Source organism: uncultured Pseudoflavonifractor sp. (assembly GCF_944387275.1).
Classification (GTDB): Bacteria; Bacillota; Clostridia; order Oscillospirales; family Oscillospiraceae; genus Pseudoflavonifractor; species Pseudoflavonifractor intestinihominis.
The window spans coordinates 1-17,641 of record NZ_CALXEG010000019.1 but is presented as its reverse complement, the minus strand read 5'-3'; the positions used below and the strand labels follow the sequence as shown (position 1 = coordinate 17,641).

At 63.3% G+C, this 17,641-nt stretch carries 12 protein-coding genes; 4 read left to right on the top strand and 8 right to left on the bottom strand.

The annotated features are described in order from the left end of the window. Nucleotides 1-3 precede the first annotated feature (3 nt). Complete coding sequence (locus tag Q0K23_RS06425) at nucleotides 4-519, bottom strand: DUF7004 family protein (RefSeq protein ID WP_294519454.1); 516 nt, start codon at nucleotides 517-519, stop codon at nucleotides 4-6. Between the two features lie 189 nt (nucleotides 520-708). Between Q0K23_RS06425 and Q0K23_RS06420 the strand changes: the two genes are divergently transcribed. From Q0K23_RS06420 to Q0K23_RS06410, 3 genes are all read left to right on the top strand, one after another. Then, nucleotides 709-1,416 (top strand): LytTR family DNA-binding domain-containing protein, encoded by a 708-nt coding sequence (locus Q0K23_RS06420; protein ID WP_294519451.1) that lies wholly within the window; start codon nucleotides 709-711, stop codon nucleotides 1,414-1,416. Between the two features lie 2 nt (nucleotides 1,417-1,418). After that, nucleotides 1,419-2,747: an ATP-binding protein gene (locus tag Q0K23_RS06415; RefSeq protein ID WP_294519449.1), complete on the top strand. Its 1,329-nt coding sequence runs from the start codon at nucleotides 1,419-1,421 to the stop codon at nucleotides 2,745-2,747. 137 nt (nucleotides 2,748-2,884) lie between these two features. Beyond that, a complete protein-coding gene (locus tag Q0K23_RS06410; protein WP_294519447.1) occupies nucleotides 2,885-5,845 on the top strand; it encodes a glycoside hydrolase family 3 N-terminal domain-containing protein in 2,961 nt (986 codons plus the stop codon). A gap of 86 nt (nucleotides 5,846-5,931) precedes the next feature. On the opposite strand, the gene ptsP is transcribed toward Q0K23_RS06410, so the two are convergent. From ptsP to Q0K23_RS06380, 6 genes are all read right to left on the bottom strand, one after another. Then, the gene (ptsP, locus tag Q0K23_RS06405; protein WP_294519445.1) at nucleotides 5,932-7,584 is read right to left on the bottom strand and encodes a phosphoenolpyruvate--protein phosphotransferase; all 1,653 of its coding nucleotides are present in this window, start codon (nucleotides 7,582-7,584) and stop codon (nucleotides 5,932-5,934) included. Between the two features lie 88 nt (nucleotides 7,585-7,672). Beyond that, nucleotides 7,673-7,933: an HPr family phosphocarrier protein gene (locus Q0K23_RS06400; RefSeq protein ID WP_294519442.1), complete on the bottom strand. Its 261-nt coding sequence runs from the start codon at nucleotides 7,931-7,933 to the stop codon at nucleotides 7,673-7,675. A gap of 45 nt (nucleotides 7,934-7,978) precedes the next feature. Then, the gene (locus Q0K23_RS06395; RefSeq protein WP_294519440.1) at nucleotides 7,979-8,836 is read right to left on the bottom strand and encodes a PRD domain-containing protein; all 858 of its coding nucleotides are present in this window, start codon (nucleotides 8,834-8,836) and stop codon (nucleotides 7,979-7,981) included. A 37-nt stretch (nucleotides 8,837-8,873) separates the two neighbouring features. Then, nucleotides 8,874-11,006: a PTS transporter subunit IIABC gene (locus Q0K23_RS06390; protein WP_294519438.1), complete on the bottom strand. Its 2,133-nt coding sequence runs from the start codon at nucleotides 11,004-11,006 to the stop codon at nucleotides 8,874-8,876. 309 nt (nucleotides 11,007-11,315) lie between these two features. Further along, entirely contained in the window at nucleotides 11,316-14,366 is a 3,051-nt protein-coding gene (locus Q0K23_RS06385; RefSeq protein ID WP_294519437.1) for a glycoside hydrolase family 3 C-terminal domain-containing protein, read from the bottom strand. 24 nt (nucleotides 14,367-14,390) lie between these two features. Beyond that, on the bottom strand, nucleotides 14,391-15,554 hold the full coding sequence (locus Q0K23_RS06380; protein ID WP_294519436.1) for an ATP-binding protein: 1,164 nt from the start codon (nucleotides 15,552-15,554) through the stop codon (nucleotides 14,391-14,393). Between Q0K23_RS06380 and Q0K23_RS06375 the strand changes: the two genes are divergently transcribed. After that, nucleotides 15,502-16,764 (top strand): glycoside hydrolase family 3 protein, encoded by a 1,263-nt coding sequence (locus Q0K23_RS06375; protein WP_294519434.1) that lies wholly within the window; start codon nucleotides 15,502-15,504, stop codon nucleotides 16,762-16,764. The genes Q0K23_RS06380 and Q0K23_RS06375 overlap by 53 nt on opposite strands. Before the next feature lie 57 nt (nucleotides 16,765-16,821). Here the strand turns inward: Q0K23_RS06375 and Q0K23_RS06370 are convergent. Continuing rightward, nucleotides 16,822-17,641: sodium/proton-translocating pyrophosphatase (locus tag Q0K23_RS06370; protein WP_294519432.1), on the bottom strand; the 820-nt coding region annotated here is incomplete at its 5' end.

The window sequence follows — 17,641 nt, the reverse complement described above, 5'->3', positions numbered from 1 at the left end:
TCCTTAAAAGCCGTAGGACTGGCACAGGGCGCTGAGGTCCTGGGGCGTCTTCCCGGCGGAAAAGGCGGTCGCCTCCTCCGGCGTGCGCCCCTCCTCCAGCACCAGATGGGCCCCCAGCCGCTCCGCGCGCTTGCCCAGGGCGTCTCCGGCCCTGTTCTCCCGGGCGATCATGATCAGGTAGAGGGTGGTGAAGAGCCTGTCCGCCCGCACGCTGTCCCCGGGAGCGGCGGTGTAGGCGGAGGAGAGGCGGGTGATGAGCTCCAGCACGGCGTCATTGGGGAGCAGATCCCCGCGGGCGGGCTTGGCGCCCACCGCGCCGTACACAGTGACAAAGTCCGCCATGACCTTGTCCCGGCCGTACCGCTGGGCCAGCTCCGAGAGCCGGACAAGGCAGCTCCCGCTGGTGGGCCGCCGGGTCCAGAGAAAAACCCGCTCCTGGACGCACCAGCGTCCGTTCCTGTCCTCGGTGAAGCCGATGCTGGTGCCGCCGGGAAAGTATTTCACAATCTCAAAGGCCATAGAGCGCCCTCCTCTCTGTGAGGTAAGTATAGCAAAGTGGGGGCGGGTGTAGCAAGGCCTTTCTCCCAGGGGGAGGAGAGAAGGGAAAAAAGGTTTGCGCTGTGAGAAGCGGGCGTGATAGAATAATAGCCCGGTAAGAGGCTGTGCCCAGGCATGGCGGGAGAAAAACGAGGAAATGGGGGAACGGGGATGCTGAACATTGCCATCGTGGAGGACGACCCGCAGGCCGCGGGGCTGCTGGTGTCCTATCTGGACCGCTACGCCCAGGAGCAGGGGCTCGTCTGCAACAGCGTTATTTTCAACGATGCGCTGGACTTTCTCACCGGCTACAAGGCCAGCTTCGACCTGGTATTCATGGACATCGAGCTGCCCGGCCTGGACGGCATGGAGGCCGCCCGCCGCCTGCGGGAGATGAACAGAAGCGTGATCCTGATCTTTGTGACCAACATGGCCAACTTTGCCGTGAAGGGCTACGAGGTGGACGCCCTGGACTTCATCGTCAAGCCGGTGACCTATTTCCCCTTTTCCATCAAGCTGGACCGGGCGGTCAAGCGGCTGGAGAGCCGCCAGGAGCGGGAGCTGGTGGTGCCCACGGAGAACGGGGTGGTGTGCCTGAAGTGCTCGGAGGTGACCTACATCGAGGTCATGCAGCACCAGGTGACCTACCATACCAGGGAGCGCAACTACACCGGATACGGCTCTCTGAAGAAGATCGAGCCCCTTCTGCCGGAGAAGACCTTTGCCAAGTGCAACAGCTGCTACCTGGTGAATCTGCGCTATGTCCGGCAGGTAAAGGACTTCAGCGTGCTGGTGGGGGAGGACTGGCTGGCCATCAGCCACGCCAGGCGGAAGCCCTTCCTCAGCGCGCTCAATGAGTACATCGGGAGCATTGAATAGCCATGTATGAAGTGACCCAGTTGTTCTGGTACAAGTCGGTCTTTATGGCCGAGATTCTGGCGGCCGAATTTCTCTTCACCTTCCGCCTGAAGAAAAAGGACCACTACCCCGTCCGCTTTGCCCTGGCGGCCCTGCTGTGTATGGCCGCCTCGGTGGCCGCGCCCATCTTCGGGTACAACGCCCTGTACAGCTCGGTGCTCTTCTTCGCCCTGTTCGCCGTGTCGGTGGGGGCGCTGATGCTGTGCTTCCGGGAGCCCTTCCTCCACGTGTTCTTCTGTGCCGTGGCGGCATACACGGTGCAGCATATCGCCTTTGAGCTGTACAACTTCATTGTGGTGGTCACCGGCCTCAACGCCGGGCTGCCTGTGGAGGTGTACGGCGAGAGCGCTGCGCGGCTGTCCGGGCTGTTCCTCACCCTGGTGTACGTGGACGCCTACTGCATCGTCTACTGGCTCATGACCATCACCTTCGGCTCCATGATCCGGAAAAACGAGGACCTGCGCATCCGCAGCACCTCCATGCTGGTGCTGGTGGCCCTGGTGGTGCTGGTGGACGTGGTCATCAGCGCGGTGGTCACCTATTACAGCTACGAGAACAACAACTCCTTCTACGTGAGCGTGGCCTCCATCTACAATATCCTCTGCTGCCTCCTGGCCCTGTACGTCCAGTTCTCCCTGCTGTCCAAGCGGCAGCTGGAGCGGGAGCTGGACACGGTCAACAGCCTCTACGAGCAGGAGAAAAAGCAGTACGACATGTTCAAGGAAAACCTGGACTTCATCAACGTCAAGTGCCACGATCTGCGCCACCAGATCCGCCAGATCGGCCGGAGCAGCTCGCTGGACGAGGCGTCCATCCGGGAGATGGAGGACGTGATCTCCATCTACGACTCCGCGGTGGAGACGGGCAACAAGACCATCGACGTCATCCTCACCGAGAAGAGCCTCATGTGCAACAAGAACCACATCAAGCTCACCTGCATCGTGGACGGCGGGGAGATGTCCTTCATGGCAGAGCAGGACATCTACTCCCTCTTCGGCAACGCCATCGACAACGCGGTGGAGGCTCTCTCCCAGGTGGAGGACGAGGAGAAGCGGGTGGTGGGCATCATCGCCAAGCGCAAGGGCATGTTCGTGTCCCTCCAGTTCTACAACTACTGCCCCCAGACGCCCCAGTTCTCCGGCGGCCTGCCCGTCACCACCAAGGCGGACAAGCAGTACCACGGCTTCGGCATGAAGAGCATCCGCATGATCGCCCAGAAGTACGGCGGCGAGATGGATATCTCGGTGGAAAATCAGGTGTTCAACCTGAGGCTGCTCTTCCCCCTGGAGTAGCCGAGAACAGGAATATGCTGCAAAAACGGGCAGTTATGTCAAAACGGTTGCACCGTGCCCGAGCCCCTTTGTATACTGTGTGCAAGGTTCGCGGAGGGCGCCATCCGCGGAAACATATCAAAGGGGGATGAAATGAAATGAAAAAGAAGCGGATGTCCAACCGCCGTTTTATGGCCATCCTGATTCCCATCATGGCCATCGTGCTTGTGACACTGATGATCTGCAACCTGCTGGCCCTCAACTACCGGGGCCTTATCTCCACCTTCTTCAACCACAGCACCTACAAGATCGTGGAGACCGGCGAGTCCACCGAGGACAGCACCTACTATCCCTGCGACTTTGACACTGAGGAAGAGCTGACCGAGCACAGCGGCCAGGTGGCCGAGACCCTGGAGGCCGAGGGTATGGTCCTCCTGGAGAACAACGGCGGCCTGCCCCTGGCCAAGGACAGCAAGGTCAGCGTGTTCTCCGTCTCCTCTGTGAACATGGTCTACGGCGGCACCGGCTCCGGCAGCGTGGATACCACCACCGTGGCCGACCTGAAGACCGCTCTGGAGTCCGCCAGCCTCACCGTCAACCCCACCCTGTGGGACTTCTACCAGCAGAAGAGCGCCGACGGGTACACCCGCAGCGCCCCCAACTGGCGCGGCGGCCAGTTCTCCATCAACGAGGTGCCCTGGGCTGATGTGGAGTCCGCCGCCGGCAGCTCCTTCGCCGACTACGGCGACGCGGCCATTGTGGTCATCTCCCGCTCCGGCGGCGAGGGCTCCGACCTGACCGCCGTCAACTTCGCCGAGACCGAGGGCGTGGAGGGCAACTCCGGCAACTACCTGGAGCTGAGCACCGAAGAGGCTGATATGCTCGCCGCTGTCAACGAGCAGTTCGACAACGTGGTGGTGCTCATCAACGCCAACAACGCCATGGAGCTGGGTTGGCTGGCCGACTATGACAACATCAAGGCCGCCCTGTGGATCGGCGGCGTGGGCCAGACCGGCCTCTACGCCGTGGCCGACGCCCTGGTGGGCGACGTGGTGCCCTCCGGCCGCCTGGTGGACACCTACGCCTACGACGCCTCCAGCTCTCCCGCCGCCCAGAACGCGGGCGCCAACTTCTGGATCAACAACGGCTTCTCCAACGAGTCCGACCAGTACATCGTGTACGCCGAGGGCATCTATGTGGGCTACCGGTACTATGAGACCCGGTACGAGGACGCGGTCATGGGCACCGGCAACGCCGGCGATTACGACTACGCCTCCACCGTCCTCTACCCCTTCGGCTACGGTCTGAGCTACACTCAGTTTGCCTACAGCGACTTCTCCATGGAGGAGAATGACGACAGCTTCACCGTGTCCGTGACCGTCACCAACACCGGCGACACCTACACCGGCAAGGACGTGGTCCAGGTCTACTTCCAGTCTCCCTACACCCAGTACGACATGGACAACGGCGTGGAGAAGGCCTCCGTGGAGCTGTGCGGCTTTGCCAAGACCGGCGCCCTGGCCCCCGGTGAGAGCCAGACCGTCCAGATTGACGTGCCCAAGGAGCAGCTCAAGTCCTACGACTACCGCACCGCCAAGACCTTCATCCTGGACGCCGGCGACTACTACTTCACCGTTGGCACCGACGCCCACGACGCCCTGAACAACATCCTGGCCGCCAAGGGCTACACCACTGCCGACGGTATGACCGCCGACGGCGACGTGTCCATGACCGCCAAGTGGACCAACGCCAGCCTGGACACCACCACCTACGCGGTGGACAGCGCCACCGGCACCGCCGTGACCAACCTGTTCGGCTATGCCGACATCTCCAGCTATGATGAGTACTCCGACTTTGTCTACCTGAGCCGCAGCAACTGGGTGGACACCTTCCCCGTGGCCTTCTGCGACAGCACCGACGAGACCACCGGCGAGCACTATATCGACCTGCCCCAGGAGATCATCGACGCCCTCCAGCCCCAGTACACCGAAGACCAGGATTCCTACACCATGCCCGCCTCCGGCGTCACCCCCGAGGTGCAGCTGACCCTGGCCGACTTCATCGACGTGGACTATGACGACCCCGCCTGGGACGAGCTGCTGGACACCATCAGCCCCGCCGACCTGATCTACATGGTGCGCATGGGTGGCTACGGCACCCCCAGCCTGGACTACATCCTCAAGCCCGCCACCGTGGAGAAGGACGGCCCTGCCGGCATCTCCGCCACCCTGGTGGGCGGCACCCAGGGCATGGCCTACCCCACTGAGGTGGTCATCGCCTCCACCTGGAACACGGAGCTTGCCTATGAAATGGGCGTGTCCGTGGGCAACGACGCCATGTACGCCAACATCCAGGGCTGGTACGCCCCCGCCATGAACATCCACCGCAACCCCTACAGCGGTCGTAACTTCGAGTACTACTCCGAGGACGGCTTTATCAGCGGCCAGATGGGCGCCAACACCGTGCTGGGCGCCCAGAGCAAGGGCCTGTTCTGCTACGTCAAGCACTTCGCCTTCAACGACACCGAGGGCGTCATCGACGAGACCAACGGCATCAAGGGCTCCAAGGACGGCATCGCCACCTTCTTCAACGAGCAGGCCGCCCGTGAGCTCTACCTGGTGCCCTTCGAGGCCGCGGTGAAGGAGGGCCACACCTACGCCATGATGAACGCCTTCAACCGTGTGGGCGTCAAATGGTGCGGCGCCAGCCATGAGCTGCTCACCGACCTGCTGCGGGACGAGTGGGGCTTCAACGGCCTGGTCATCACCGACATGGCCGGCCTGCCCGACTACATGGACATCAAGGCGGGCCTCCAGGCCGGTACCGACATGTGGATGAACACCAGCGAGGACCTGTACAACATTGACGGCTACCAGAACGACCCCCAGATCATGACCTACCTGCGCAACGCCGCCCATGACATCTGCTACACCGTCAGCCACAGCGCCGCCATGAACGGCCTGTCCGCCAACTCCACTATTGTGGACATCATGCCCCTGTGGATGACCTGGATGGTGGCCCTGGACGTGGTGGTGGGCGTGCTGATCGTGGCCGGAGTGGTCTGGATTGTGGTCCGCGGCAAGGACCAGAAGAAGAACCCGGACAAGTACAAACAGTAATGCCACCGCAAGACAATACAATTTGAAATCAAAAAATCCCCGCCGGCGCAGCGCGCCGGCGGGGATTTTTGATGGATTCAGAGCAATCAGCCCTTGAGCAGGTCCAAGTCGCAGTCCTTGGCGGTGCTCTTCCGGATGGCGGCCCGGAGGGGGAGCACGGCGGAGGGGCTCACGCTCAGCTCGTCAATGCCCATGGCCAGGAAGGTGGGCAGCAGCTCCAGGTCAGCGCCCAGCTCGCCGCAGATGCCCACCCAGATGCCCGCCTTGTGGGCGGCGTCGGCCGTGGCCTTCAGGGCCCGCAGCACAGCGGGGTGGTGGGGGTCAAAGAACCGGCCCAAGTCGTTGCACTGCCGGTCGCAGGCCAGGGTGTACTGGGTTAGGTCGTTGGTGCCCACGGAGAAGAAGTCCACCAGCCCGGCCAGCTCCTCGGCCATGAACACTGCCGCCGGGGTCTCGATCATAATGCCGATCTCCGTGTCCGGGTTGAAGGGGACGCCCTCGGCCTTCAGCTCATCCATCACCTTCCGGCAGATCTCGCGGCACTCCTTGACCTCCCACACGCTGGCGATCATGGGGAACATGATGGCCACCTTGCCGTAGGCGCTGGCACGGTAGAGGGCGCGCAGCTGGGTGCGGAACACCTCGGGCCGGTTGAGACAGATGCGGATGGCCCGCAGGCCCATGGCCGGGTTCTCCTCCTTGTTGAGGTGGAAGTAGTCCACCTGCTTGTCCGCGCCGATGTCCAGGGTGCGGATGACCACCCGCTTGCCCTTCATGGCGGCGGCCACCTGCTTGTAGGCACGGAACTGCTCCTCCTCGGTGGGGTAGTCGTCGGCGGCCAGGTAGAGGAACTCGGAGCGGAACAGGCCCACGCCCTGGCCGTCGTTGGCGAGTACAGCGGGCACGTCGTCGGGGGAGCCGATGTTGCAGTAGACCATCATCTCCCGGCCGTCCAGGGTCACGTCCTTCTGGCCCACCATGCTGCGCATCAGCTCCCGCAGCTCGGTCTGCTTCTGCTGCCGGGTCTCCAGCTCGGCCAGGGTCTCCCCGTCCGGGTCCAGGATGATCTGACCGGTCTCGCCCACGATGTAGGCCTCTCTGCCGTCCAGGTCCTCGCTCAGGGCGTCCCCCAGGCCGCACACGGCGGGGATGCCCATGGTGCGGGCCAGAATGGCGGTGTGGCTGTTGCCCGAGCCGCCCCGGGTGGCAATGGCCAGGATCTTGCTCTTGTCCAGCTGGATGGTCTCGGAGGGGGCCAGGTCGTCGGCGGCCAGGATCACCGGCACCTCCGAGTCGATGCCACCCTGGGCCACACCGGTGAGGATGTTCACCAGCCGGCCGGTCACGTCCCGCACGTCGGCGGCCCGGGCCTGCATGTAGGGGTCGTCCATAGCGGCCAGCATGGCGGCAAACTGCTCCCCGGCCTGCTGAGCGGCGTACTCGGCGGTGTACCCCTCCTCCAGCTGCTCGTCCATGGCGCCGGTGAAGTCCTCGTCCTCCAAAAACATGGCGTGGGTCTCAAAGAGGGTGGCGGCGTCGTCGCCGGCCTGGGCACGGGCCTTTTCCGCCATCTCCTCCAGCTGCTCCATAGCCTGGGCTCTGGCGGCCTCCAGCCGCGCCCGCTCCGCGGCGGGGTCCTGGGCGAGCTGCTGCTCCACCACGGCGCTGGCCCGGTGATAAAAGCAGAGCGTACCCTGTTCGATGCCCTTGGACACGCCCTGGCCCTGTAAGATCTTCATATGCTGTGCTCCTTTCCGAAATGAAAGCAAAACCGCCCGCCGCCCCGGAGGGACAGCGGGCGGGACGCTGAACCTGTCTATTTACAATTTACAGATTGGTCTTGAAGAACTGCTCCATAGCGGCAATGGCGGCGTCCTCGGAGGGGCCCTCGGCCTCCACGGTGATGGAGTCGCCGGTCTTGACGCCCAGGCCCATCAGCTTCATCAGCTGGGTGCCCTTCACGGTCTTGTCCCCCTTGGTCAGGGTGATGGTGGTGTCGGCAAACTCCTTGGCGGCCTTGACCAGCAGGCCGGCGGGACGGGCGTGGATACCCAGGGGATCCTGAATGACATAGGTAAAGCTCTTCATAACAGCAAGACTCCTTTTTATGTTTTATTTCATATGGGATTACATCTATTGCTTCAGAGCGGCGGAGCCGGTCCGCCCCTCTGTGTCGAACACGCGCTGCACATGCATGGCCAGGTAACCGATCTCCGCCTCGTCCACCTGACGGCCCAGGGTGCGCTCCAGCTGGCGGCAGATCTGCTCGGAGATGTCAAAGGCCCGGGGGCAGGACACCCGCATGATGTGGTTGACGTCCATGCTCAGCCGCTCGCCCTTCAGGAGCCGGGCGGCCATGTATTTGATGTGGCTCATCAGCCGGTTGTAGGACAGGGAGTTGACGTCCAGATTCACGCCGGTGGCCTGCTGGACCAGGTCCACGCACGCCCGGATGATGCCCGCGGTCTGCATGGCCTGGGAGACCTGCATGGACTCCAGGGAGGAGTGGATGTGCAGGGCGATGTAGCCCAGCTCGTCGTCGCTGAACCGGAGGCCGGTCTGCTCCCAGATCACGTCTCCGCCCCGGCGGGCCACCTGAAACTCGTCGGGGAAGAGGGCCTTGATGTCCGGTGTCAGGGGGTTGCCGATGGGGGCGTTTTTCCGGATACGCTGGGCGGCAAAGGCGATGTGGTCGGCCATGGGGATGAGGATGCTGGTATCCACCTGGCCGAAGGTGTTCTTGGCGTCCAGAATGATGGTGTTTGCGATATTGAGGTAGAGCGGATCGATGCGCTTGACCAAGTCCCTGGGGTTGCCCCGGTCGCACTTCTGGGAGAGCTGGTACACCGTGGCGTCGGGGGCAAAATCCACCCGCTCTCCCGGCTTGCGGCCAAAGCCCACCCCCTTGCCCATGACCAGATTCTCCTGGTTGTCCTCCTGGTTCAGGGCCAGGACGGTGTTGTGGTTGAGAACTTTTGTAATGCGGTACACACGCTCACGCTCCTACACAGATAACGCGCTTGTTTTATCAGGACTCGTAGATATCCAGGGCCAGCAGATCCTCGCCGTGCTCCACGTGGCCGGCCTTCAGCAGCCGCAGCTCCTGGTTGTCCTCCATGGAGGTGAAGAGCACCGGGGAGGACACGGAGGTGGCGTTCTCCCGGATGAAGTCCAGGTCGAACTCCAGCAGGCGGTCACTCTTCTTCACCTGGTCGCCCTCCTTGACCAGGGCGTGGAAGCCCTGACCCTTGAGGGCCACGGTATTGATGCCCACGTGGATGAGCATCTCCACGCCGTCCTCCAGCTCCAGGCCGATGGCGTGGTTGGTGTCAAAGACAAAGCTGATGGTGGCGTCGCAGGGGGCGGTGACCACGCCCTCGCAGGGGATGACGGTGGCGCCGTCGCCCATCATCTTCTCGGCAAAGGCCGGGTCGGGGGAGGCGGTGATGGGGGCGGACTCCCCGTGGAAGGGGCTGCCGATGACAATGGTCTTGACCAGGGCGCCGTGGGCTGCGGGCGCCTCCGGGGCGGAGGACTCAGCGGGGGCTGTCTCCACGGCGGGGGCGGCCTGCTGGGCCGCGCCGCTGCGCAGGTAGTCTTCCAGGTTGGCCTTGATGATATTCACCTGGGGACCGTACACCACCTGGACGCCCTGGCCCTTCTGGACCACGCCGGCCGCGCCGGTGGACTTGAGGATGGCCTGATCCACCTTGCCGCCGTCCACGACGGTACAGCGCAGGCGGGTGGCGCAGCAGTCCACGTCCTTGATGTTGGCCGCGCCGCCCAGGCCCTGGGCGATGGCGGCGGACACCTGGTCGCCGCCGGCCTCGCCGGCCTTCCGGGCGTTGTAGTCGGCCTTGGTGTACAGCTTGGTCTCCTGATCGCCCTCCTCACGGCCGGGGGTCTTGAAGTTGAACTTCTTGATGAGGAAGGAGAACAGGAAGTAGTACACCAGGAAGAAGACGATGCCCAGGGGGATGATCAGCAGCCAGCTGGTCTTTTCGTTGCCCTGCAGGATACCGAACAGGGCCAGGTCGATGAAGCCGCCGGAGAAGGTGAGGCCCACGGTGATGTTGAGAATGTGGCACAGCATGTAGGCAAGACCTGCAAAGACCGAGCTGATGACGAACAGTACGGGGGCCACGAACAGGAAGGAGAACTCCAGGGGCTCGGTGATGCCGGTGAGGATGGAGGTGAGGGCGGCGGAGAGGAGCAGGCCGCCCACCTGCTTTTTCCGTTCCGGCTTGGCGCAGCGGTACATGGCCAGGGCCGCTCCGGGGAAGCCGAAGATGTAGAGCACGAACTCACCGGTGAAGCACCAGGTGCCCGCGGTGGAGAAGTGGGTGACAGTGGGGTCGGCCAGCTGGGCGAAGAAGATGTTCTGAGCGCCGGATACCACGGTGCCCGCCACCTCCATGGTGCCGCCCACGGCGGTCTGCCAGAAGGGCAGGTAGAACACGTGGTGCAGGCCGAAGGGGATGAGCAGCCGCTTGATCATGCCGAACAGGAAGGTGCCGAAGTAGCCGGAGCTGTACACCACCATGCCCAGGGCGTTGATGCCCTCCTGGATGGGCTGCCAGACAAAGAACATGAGGATGCCCACCAGGGCGAAGACCAGGGTGCTGATGATGGGCACGAACCGGGTGCCGCCGAAGAAGGAGAGCACCTGGGGCATCTGGATCTTGTAGAACCGGTTGTGGAGGGCGGCCACGCCCAGGCCCACGATGATGCCGCCGAAGGCGCCCATCTGGAGGGAGGTGATGCCCAGCACCGAGGCGGTGGAGCCCTCCAGCAGGTTTTCTGTGCCGCCGGTCAGGGTGATCATGGCGGAGATGGCCGAGTGCATCACCAGGAAGGAGACTGCGGCGGCCAGGGCGGCCACTTCCTTTTCCTGCCGTGCCATGCCGATGGCCACGCCGATGGCGAAGATGAGGGGCAGGTTATCAAAGATAACGCCGCCGCACTTGCTCAGAACCGAGAAGATGAAGTAGGGGACGGTGCCGGGGCCCATGACCCCCAGCAGATTGTAGGTGGCCAGGGTGGTCTCGTTGGTGAACGAGCTGCCCAGGCCCAGCAGCAGTCCTGCCACCGGCAGGATGGCGATGGGGAGCATAAAGGACCTGCCCACCCGCTGCAGTACGCCGAAGAATTTTTCCCTCATTGTGCTACCTCCTGATCACATAGTGCGATTTGTTCCTGCCGGCCGCTCTACGCGAAAAAAGCACTAACCGACAACTATTACATATCACGTTAACATGTATGCAATAGCAGAAGGTTAGTGCCTGTTGCCAGTAACACACCTATATGGAACTTAACTCGGCCAAAGAGTAGCATAAAGTATGAAAAATGTCAATCTCTCCGGGAGGTTTTCAACTTTATACACAAAAACGATGGGCTCAACTTGTCTAAAACGCGGAATGAACCGGAAATGAAATACTGGCAGTCCGTCCAGAATGGGAAGGACTGCCAGTTAAAGCCGTTTGTGGGCATACCAGACCGTCCAGATGAGCAGGCCGCCCATGGCCAGCAGGGCGAGGGCGACGGCGCAGTCGAACGCCATCAGACACAGCTCCCAGGGGGCGGGAGCAGACTGAATGAGGGACCCGGGCGCGGCGCCCTGCATGAGATTGGAGTTGACCAGGGTGTAGCACAGGTCTCTCACCGCTCTGCGCAGCAGCAGCTGGCTGTCGGGAGACTGGCTGTCGGACAGATTGAGTGCCGTGCCGGAGGAAGTGGACATGAGCAGGTCGCACCCGGCCCGGAGGAGCCGGTCCACCTGGCTGTCGCTGCCGCTCAGGTGCATGTCGGAGAGAATGGTACCCTGAAAGCCCCACTCCCCCCGGACCACGCCGGTGAGCAGGGCGGGGTTGGCGGCCGACCACAGGGCGCCCACGGCGCAGTCCCCCGCCATGAGAAAGTCGCCGGCCCGCATGGTGCGGGTGCGGGTGACGCCGTCCTTCTCGCCAATGTAGCGGATGGTCTTGCGGGATGTCTTGAGGGCGATCTCATAGGGCCGCAGATAGATCTCCCGCAGGGCCTGTTCGGTGAGCCAGACGCAGGTATGGGGATTCTTGTGGGCCTCCGTGTCCATGAGGACAAAATGCTTCGCCGCGCAGCTCAGACCCGCGTCCCCTGCGCCCGAGATGACCCGCGCCCCCAGCACACCGGAGAGCAGGGGATCTTCGCTGAAATACTCGGAGGAGCGGCCGCCAAAGGGGGTGCGGCGGATGTTCAGCCCGGGGGCATACCAGCCGTTGATGCCGGAGAGAAGGGCCTCCTGGCCCACCATATAGCCGAAATCATACATCAGCTCCGGATTCCAGGCGGCGGCCATCACCGGCGCGGCGGGGTAGCCGCACACACCCTTGATCCAGTTCTGGCCGTTGACGTCGGCCATGGTGAGCCCCTGAGGGCCGTCGTGTTCCACCGACTCCGGCTTGCCGATAGCGGGGAGAGCGCCGGTGCCGTAGGCGGCCTGAAAGAGGCACAGCCGCAGCGCCTCCGGGTCGTCATAGGTGAGCTGGTCCAGCAGCAGCGTCCACATAGGGTCCCAGTACCGCTTGCCCCGCAGGTCGGCCAGCACCAGGCCGTTTTCCGCCCCTGAGATGGGAGCGGAACCCGTCTCGTGTTCCCCGCTGCCGGCAGAGTCCGGCTTGGTGGTGTCTGCGGCGGTGATCCAGGCTCTGACCGTATCGGAGGCGGCGCGGTCGGCGTCCGTGGGCGCGGTGGGCTGGGTCCCGGCCCAGTCGGCCCGGGAGAGGCATACCGCGCCGCTGACAGCCGGATCGGACATGTAGGTGTTGAGCTGCTCAAACTGGTTGACCGCGGCCTGTCCGCCGCTGCTGGGGAGAGACAGGGGGTCCCCGCTGTCGTTTAGCTCTGCCTGGGCGTCCAGCTCGGACTGGCGGGGGTTGCTATTGTCATACCAGATGGTGCCTGGCACTGCGGTGGTCCGGCTGTCCAGCACGTCGTGGGAGTTGGCCCGGATGGAGATGACGTACGCCCCCGCCTCCAGCATGTAGCAGCCGGTGGAGCCGTCGCCGTTGTCCCGGGTATAACAGTAGGAGGCCATGTCCTCCTTGGAGAAAGAGAGGGAGACATCCTGATACTCCCCCGGGGCCAGCAGATCTGTCTTGGCGAACTGGACCAGCACCGCTGTGGACTTCTCAATTGCATATTCCCGGTCTAAATCGGTGTAGGGCGGGGTGAAATAGACCTGGACCACCTCTTTTCCGGCATAGTTTGTGCCGGTGTTGGTCACCCGGACGGTGAGGGAGATATCCTCGCCCCGGTCGGAGAAGTTCACGATCTCCTGGGAAAAGGAGGTGTAGCTCAGGCCGTAGCCAAAGGGGCAGAGCACGCCGGAGACAGGGTCATAATAGTCCCCCAGAAAACCGGTATCCCAGGCAGTCTCATAGTACCGGTAGCCCAGATAGATGCCCTCCTCATACTCCCGGAAGGGGGCGCCTGCATGCTCCTCCCAGCTGTCCCGGTTGACCAGAGTGGTGTCGGCGTTGGTGTAGACAAAGGCGTCGGAGCCGTCGTCCTGGTTGGCGAAAGTGGGAGACCGCTTGAAATCAGCGGCCCACAGGTCGGGCAGCCGCCCGGAGGGATTCACCTGGCCGGAGAGGACCCGGGCCAGGGAGCCATAGCCCGTGCTGCCCGCGCCGCCCAGCCAGACGATGGCGTCAACGCCGGGGTCGTTTTCCAGTTCCGATACCTCCATGGGCGAGGAGGAGGCCAGCACCACCACGACCCCATCGCAGTTGGCCTTGGCAAAGGAGATGAGGGCCTGCTCGGCAGTGGTGACGGCCAGCATATGGGGCGTGCCGTCATCGTAGACCGAGACGGAGGCGTCACAGTCCTCGCCGGTCTGGCGGCCCAGAAACACCACGCCCACCGTGCCGGCGCAGGTGTCCGCCAGATCCGTGTAGACGTCGGGGGAGAACTCGTATAGAATGGTCCATTTTCCGGGGGCCTGGAGCGGCGTGGCGGCGGTCAGGCTGGGATTCTCCTCGATCTCCTCGGAGGCCCCGGCGGCCTGAAAGAGCCGCTCCTCCAGGACAGTGTTGAGGGAGGAAAAGACGGTGCGCAGCCCCTGGGCGGGGCTGATCGTGTGGGCACCGTCGTCGCCGATGGCGGAGGAGCCGCTGCCGCCGTAAAAGGGCCGGCAGTACCGCAGCCCAAAGGGAGAGAGGGCGGCGCTGTCCGACAGCGGGAGAAGGCCGTCGTTTTTCAGCAGCACGATCCCCTCGTCGCTGATCTCTGCGGACAACTCCTGGGCGGCGGCCAGGGACTCGGACTTGGAGCTGTACGCCTGGGTGTAGTAGTCCGCGTCCAGCGCCTCCGCCTGTTCCAGGGGCTTGACCGTCCGCGCGCCCCGGCCGAACAGGCTGTTGAGAGTGGAGGCGTTGGCGTACATGCCGGCAGTCAGGGTGCAGGATAGGGCCAGCAGCAGGGCCATAATGGGCAGCAGGGTACGGCGCAGCCTGCTGATCTTTTCTCTTGTCAGATTTTTCATGGCGGGACCTCCCTGGTCTCCGGCTCAGACGGCCTGGCCGCCGCCGGAGAGCGGCAGAAGAATGTTAAGATTGAAGATCTGGTCACGGGCGTCAAAGGAGATGCTCCCGCCGTATTTCTCCACGATCATCACCATGCTCTTCACGCCGAAGCCGTGATAATTCTTGTCCGTCTTGCTGGTGACGGGCAGGCCGTGCTCCATGTGGACGTCGCCGCTGTAATAGTTGTGGGAGTTGATGGACAGCAGCTCCCCCTCGGCCCGGATGGTGACGCCGATGACCCGCTTGTCCTGCTCCAGCTGGATCACGGTCTGGATGGCGTTGTCCAGTATGTTGCCGAAGAGGGAGTAGATGTCCGGGTCGCTCATGAAGCCCAGTTTGGCCCCGTCGGCCATATAGCTGATAAAAATACCGTTTTTCTGGCAGTACAGGCTCTTTTCCGCCAAGATGATGTCCAGGGCCTGGTTGCCCGTCTTGACGATTGAGTCATAGATGGAGATAGTCTCCTCCATCTCCCGCAGGGCGGCGGGGTCGATGGCGGCCTGCTTGCTGATGTTGTGGATCTGGTGCTTCATGTCGTGGCACTTCATGTTGATGAGGTCAATGGTGTCCTTGGAGATCTGATACTGCTTCTGCTCCTGGCGCCGCATCTGGTTGACTACCTCCAGCTCATCCTCCAGAGACTTGCTGAGCAGCAGGCTGAACTGGAGGACCAGCACCGAGATACTGCAGATGATGTTGGTCAGGGAGCCGGAAAGGTAGTACACCAGGTCCAGGCTCTCATACTTGCGGTAGACCACAAAGGCGTTGAGGATGATCTCCACCAGCAGGATGAGCACCAGCAGAGCCAGCAGGGCTGGGCTTTTGATGGTGATGACCTCGTCCTTTTTCAGCCTCCGGCCGAAGATCTGGTACAGGCACCAGTACACCAGGGCGTAGACCTCTACAAAGATGAGGGCGGAGAAGGGGCTGATGTCCACAGTGCTGTCGCTGTAGAACTGGGCGGCGTGCTCAAAGCCGCCCAGGGTGGTGGCCAGGTCGTAGCACACCGAGGCCAGGTGCTGGATGGTGTACCCCGCCGCGGTGCAGAACAGGCAGGCGCGCCAGCTGATGTCGTAGCAGAACTTGGACAGCAGGATGGACAGCAGAAAGAACAGGGAGAACATGAGCCGCTCCGACTTCGCCGGCACCTTCCCCACCGCGCCCACCGGCGCGGACCTGACGGCCAGCGACGCGGTCATCGAGGGCTACCAGGCCTATAAGGCCGCCGACCACCAGGACCCGGAGGCGGAGAAGCCCACCACCGGCGCGGACAACGGCCTGTCCCTCATCGACCTGCGGGGCCTGCCCTACGACGACCCCTCCTGGGACCTGCTGCTGGACCAGATGGAGGAGAAGGACATGGTCAAGCTGGTGCTCAACGGCATGTACGCCACCGTGGAGATGTCCTCCATCGGCAAGCCTGCCACGGAGGACTACGACGGCCCTGCCGGCATCAACTCCTACATGACCTCTCTCAGCTGCACCTCCTACCCCTCCGAGGTGGTCATCGCCTCCACCTGGAACGCCGACCTGGCCTACCGGATGGGCGTGATGGTGGGCAACGAGGCCATTGACAACGGTGTCACCGGCTGGTACGCCCCGGCCATAAATATCCACCGCAGCCCCTTCGGCGGCCGCAACTTCGAGTACTACTCCGAGGACCCATTCCTCTCCGGTGTGATGGGGGCGGCCACCGTGTCAGGCGCCGGCAGCAAGGGCGTCTACTGCACTATCAAGCACTTTGCCGTCAACGACCAGGAGACCAACCGGGTCAACAACGGCGTCAGCTCCTGGGTCAACGAGCAGGCCATGCGGGAGATCTACCTCAAGCCCTTTGAGTACACCGTGAAGAATGCGGCCCAGACCGTGAACTATATCTCCGACGAGCTTGGCACCATGTCCCAGCAGGAGATGGCGGGCTGTACGGCGGTGATGAGCTCCTACAACCGGCTGGGCGCCACCTGGGCCGGCGGCTCGGAGGCCCTGATGCAGACCGTACTCCGGGACGAGTGGGGCTTTGAGGGCCTGGCTATCACCGACTTCGACCTGTATGAGTACATGTATCCCGACCAGGCCATTGCCGCAGGCACCGACCTGATTCTGTCCACCGACGCCATGAAGGGGTTGGAGGACACCTCCAGCCCCACGGCGCTGAACAACCTCCGCGAGTCCTGCCACGACATTCTCTATACCGTGGTACACTCCAATGCCATGAACGGCATCGTACCCGGCACCATCATCTCCTACACCGCCGCACCCTGGGAGACCGGGCTGATGATTGCCGACGTGGTGGTGGCCGTGCTGCTGGCGGCGGGCGTCGCCTGGGTCATCATCCGGGTGAAGAAGAACAAGAGCTGAACAGAAAAACGCAAAAAAGAGCGCCTGCACAGCAGGCGCTCTTTTTATATGGGCGGGTTATCCGAAGATGGAGAACTTGACGATCAGGCCGGAGAACACGATGGACACGGTGGAGCAGAGCTTGATGAGGATGTTGAGGGAGGGGCCGGAAGTGTCCTTGAAGGGGTCGCCCACGGTGTCGCCGATGACGGCGGCCTTGTGGCAGTCAGAGCCCTTGCCGCCGTGGGTGCCGCCCTCGATGTACTTCTTGGCGTTGTCCCAGGCGCCGCCGGCGTTGGACATGAACACGGCCACCACGAAACCGGTGACGGTGATGCCGCCCAGCAGGCCCACAACGGCCTCAGCGCCCAGGATCAGACCGGTGACAACGGGCACCACGATGGCCAGAAGGGAGGGGGCCACCATCTCATGCAGAGCGCCCCGGGTGCACAGGTCCACGCAGGAGGCATAGTCCGGGTCGGCCTTACCCTCCATGATGCCGGCGATCTCTCTGAACTGGCGGCGGACCTCCACCACGATGGACTGGGCGGCCCGCTGCACGCCGCTCATGGTGAGGGCGGCGAACACGAAGGTCAGCATGGCGCCGATGAAGATGCCCACCAGCACGGCGGGGTTGGTGAGGGAAAGGTCCAGCACCCGGCCATTGCCCATGGTGGACAGCTTTACGTTGACCACATCCACATAGCTGACCAGCAGGGCCAGGGCGGTGAGGGCGGCGGAGCCGATGGCAAAGCCCTTGCCGGTGGCGGCGGTGGTGTTGCCCAGGGAGTCCAGGGCGTCGGTGCGGGTGCGGACCTCAGCGCCCAGGCCGCTCATCTCGGCGATGCCGCCGGCGTTGTCGGCCACGGGGCCGTAGGCGTCGGTGGCCAGGGTGATG

Excerpts from the sequence above, each read along its gene's own strand:
- Q0K23_RS06410 (WP_294519447.1), top strand. The coding sequence starts at position 2,885 with ATGAAAAAGAAGCGGATGTCCAACCGCCGTTTTATGGCCATCCTGATT.
- ptsP (WP_294519445.1), bottom strand. The coding sequence starts at position 7,584 with ATGAAGATCTTACAGGGCCAGGGCGTGTCCAAGGGCATCGAACAGGGT.
- Q0K23_RS06415 (WP_294519449.1), top strand. The coding sequence starts at position 1,419 with ATGTATGAAGTGACCCAGTTGTTCTGGTACAAGTCGGTCTTTATGGCC.
- Q0K23_RS06400 (WP_294519442.1), bottom strand. The coding sequence starts at position 7,933 with ATGAAGAGCTTTACCTATGTCATTCAGGATCCCCTGGGTATCCACGCC.
- Q0K23_RS06385 (WP_294519437.1), bottom strand. The coding sequence starts at position 14,366 with ATGAAAAATCTGACAAGAGAAAAGATCAGCAGGCTGCGCCGTACCCTG.
- Q0K23_RS06420 (WP_294519451.1), top strand. The coding sequence starts at position 709 with ATGCTGAACATTGCCATCGTGGAGGACGACCCGCAGGCCGCGGGGCTG.
- Q0K23_RS06425 (WP_294519454.1), bottom strand. The coding sequence starts at position 519 with ATGGCCTTTGAGATTGTGAAATACTTTCCCGGCGGCACCAGCATCGGC.
- Q0K23_RS06375 (WP_294519434.1), top strand. The coding sequence starts at position 15,502 with ATGGACAGCAGAAAGAACAGGGAGAACATGAGCCGCTCCGACTTCGCC.
- Q0K23_RS06390 (WP_294519438.1), bottom strand. The coding sequence starts at position 11,006 with ATGAGGGAAAAATTCTTCGGCGTACTGCAGCGGGTGGGCAGGTCCTTT.